This window comes from Bacillus sp. GbtcB10 (assembly GCF_019091365.1).
GTDB classification, from domain to species: Bacteria; Bacillota; Bacilli; order Bacillales; family Bacillaceae; genus Bacillus; species Bacillus altitudinis.
In genome coordinates this window covers 1-315 of the sequence record NZ_JAGXJP010000060.1, presented here as the reverse complement: position 1 = coordinate 315, position 315 = coordinate 1, and the positions used below count along the sequence as shown (strand labels likewise).

General features: G+C 36.2%; 1 protein-coding gene. It reads left to right on the top strand.

What is annotated here, in order from left to right; translation table 11 throughout:
- Nucleotides 1-315 (top strand): histidine phosphatase family protein (locus KVT11_RS19650; protein ID WP_217609127.1); only part of this gene is annotated, 315 nt, incomplete at both ends.

Here is a 315-nt window from a genome sequence, read left to right as displayed (position 1 = left end):
GTCAAAGAGTTACTAAGAGAAGAAAACATTGATCATGTTATCTCAAGTCCATATTTAAGGGCTATACAAACGGTTGAAGGAATAGCATTAACACTGGGCAGGGAGATTCAAATTGTAGATGAATTTAAAGAAAGAAAGCTAACGAAGGAAGATGTTAATGATTTTGAGCAAGCAATTAGAAAGGTTTGGGACAACCCTGATTTTTCTTGGGAAGGTGGAGAGTCAAACAAGAGTGCCCAACAAAGAGGAATTAAAGGCATTGAAATGGCTTTAGATAAATATGAAGGCAAAAATGTTGTTGTAGGAACACATGGA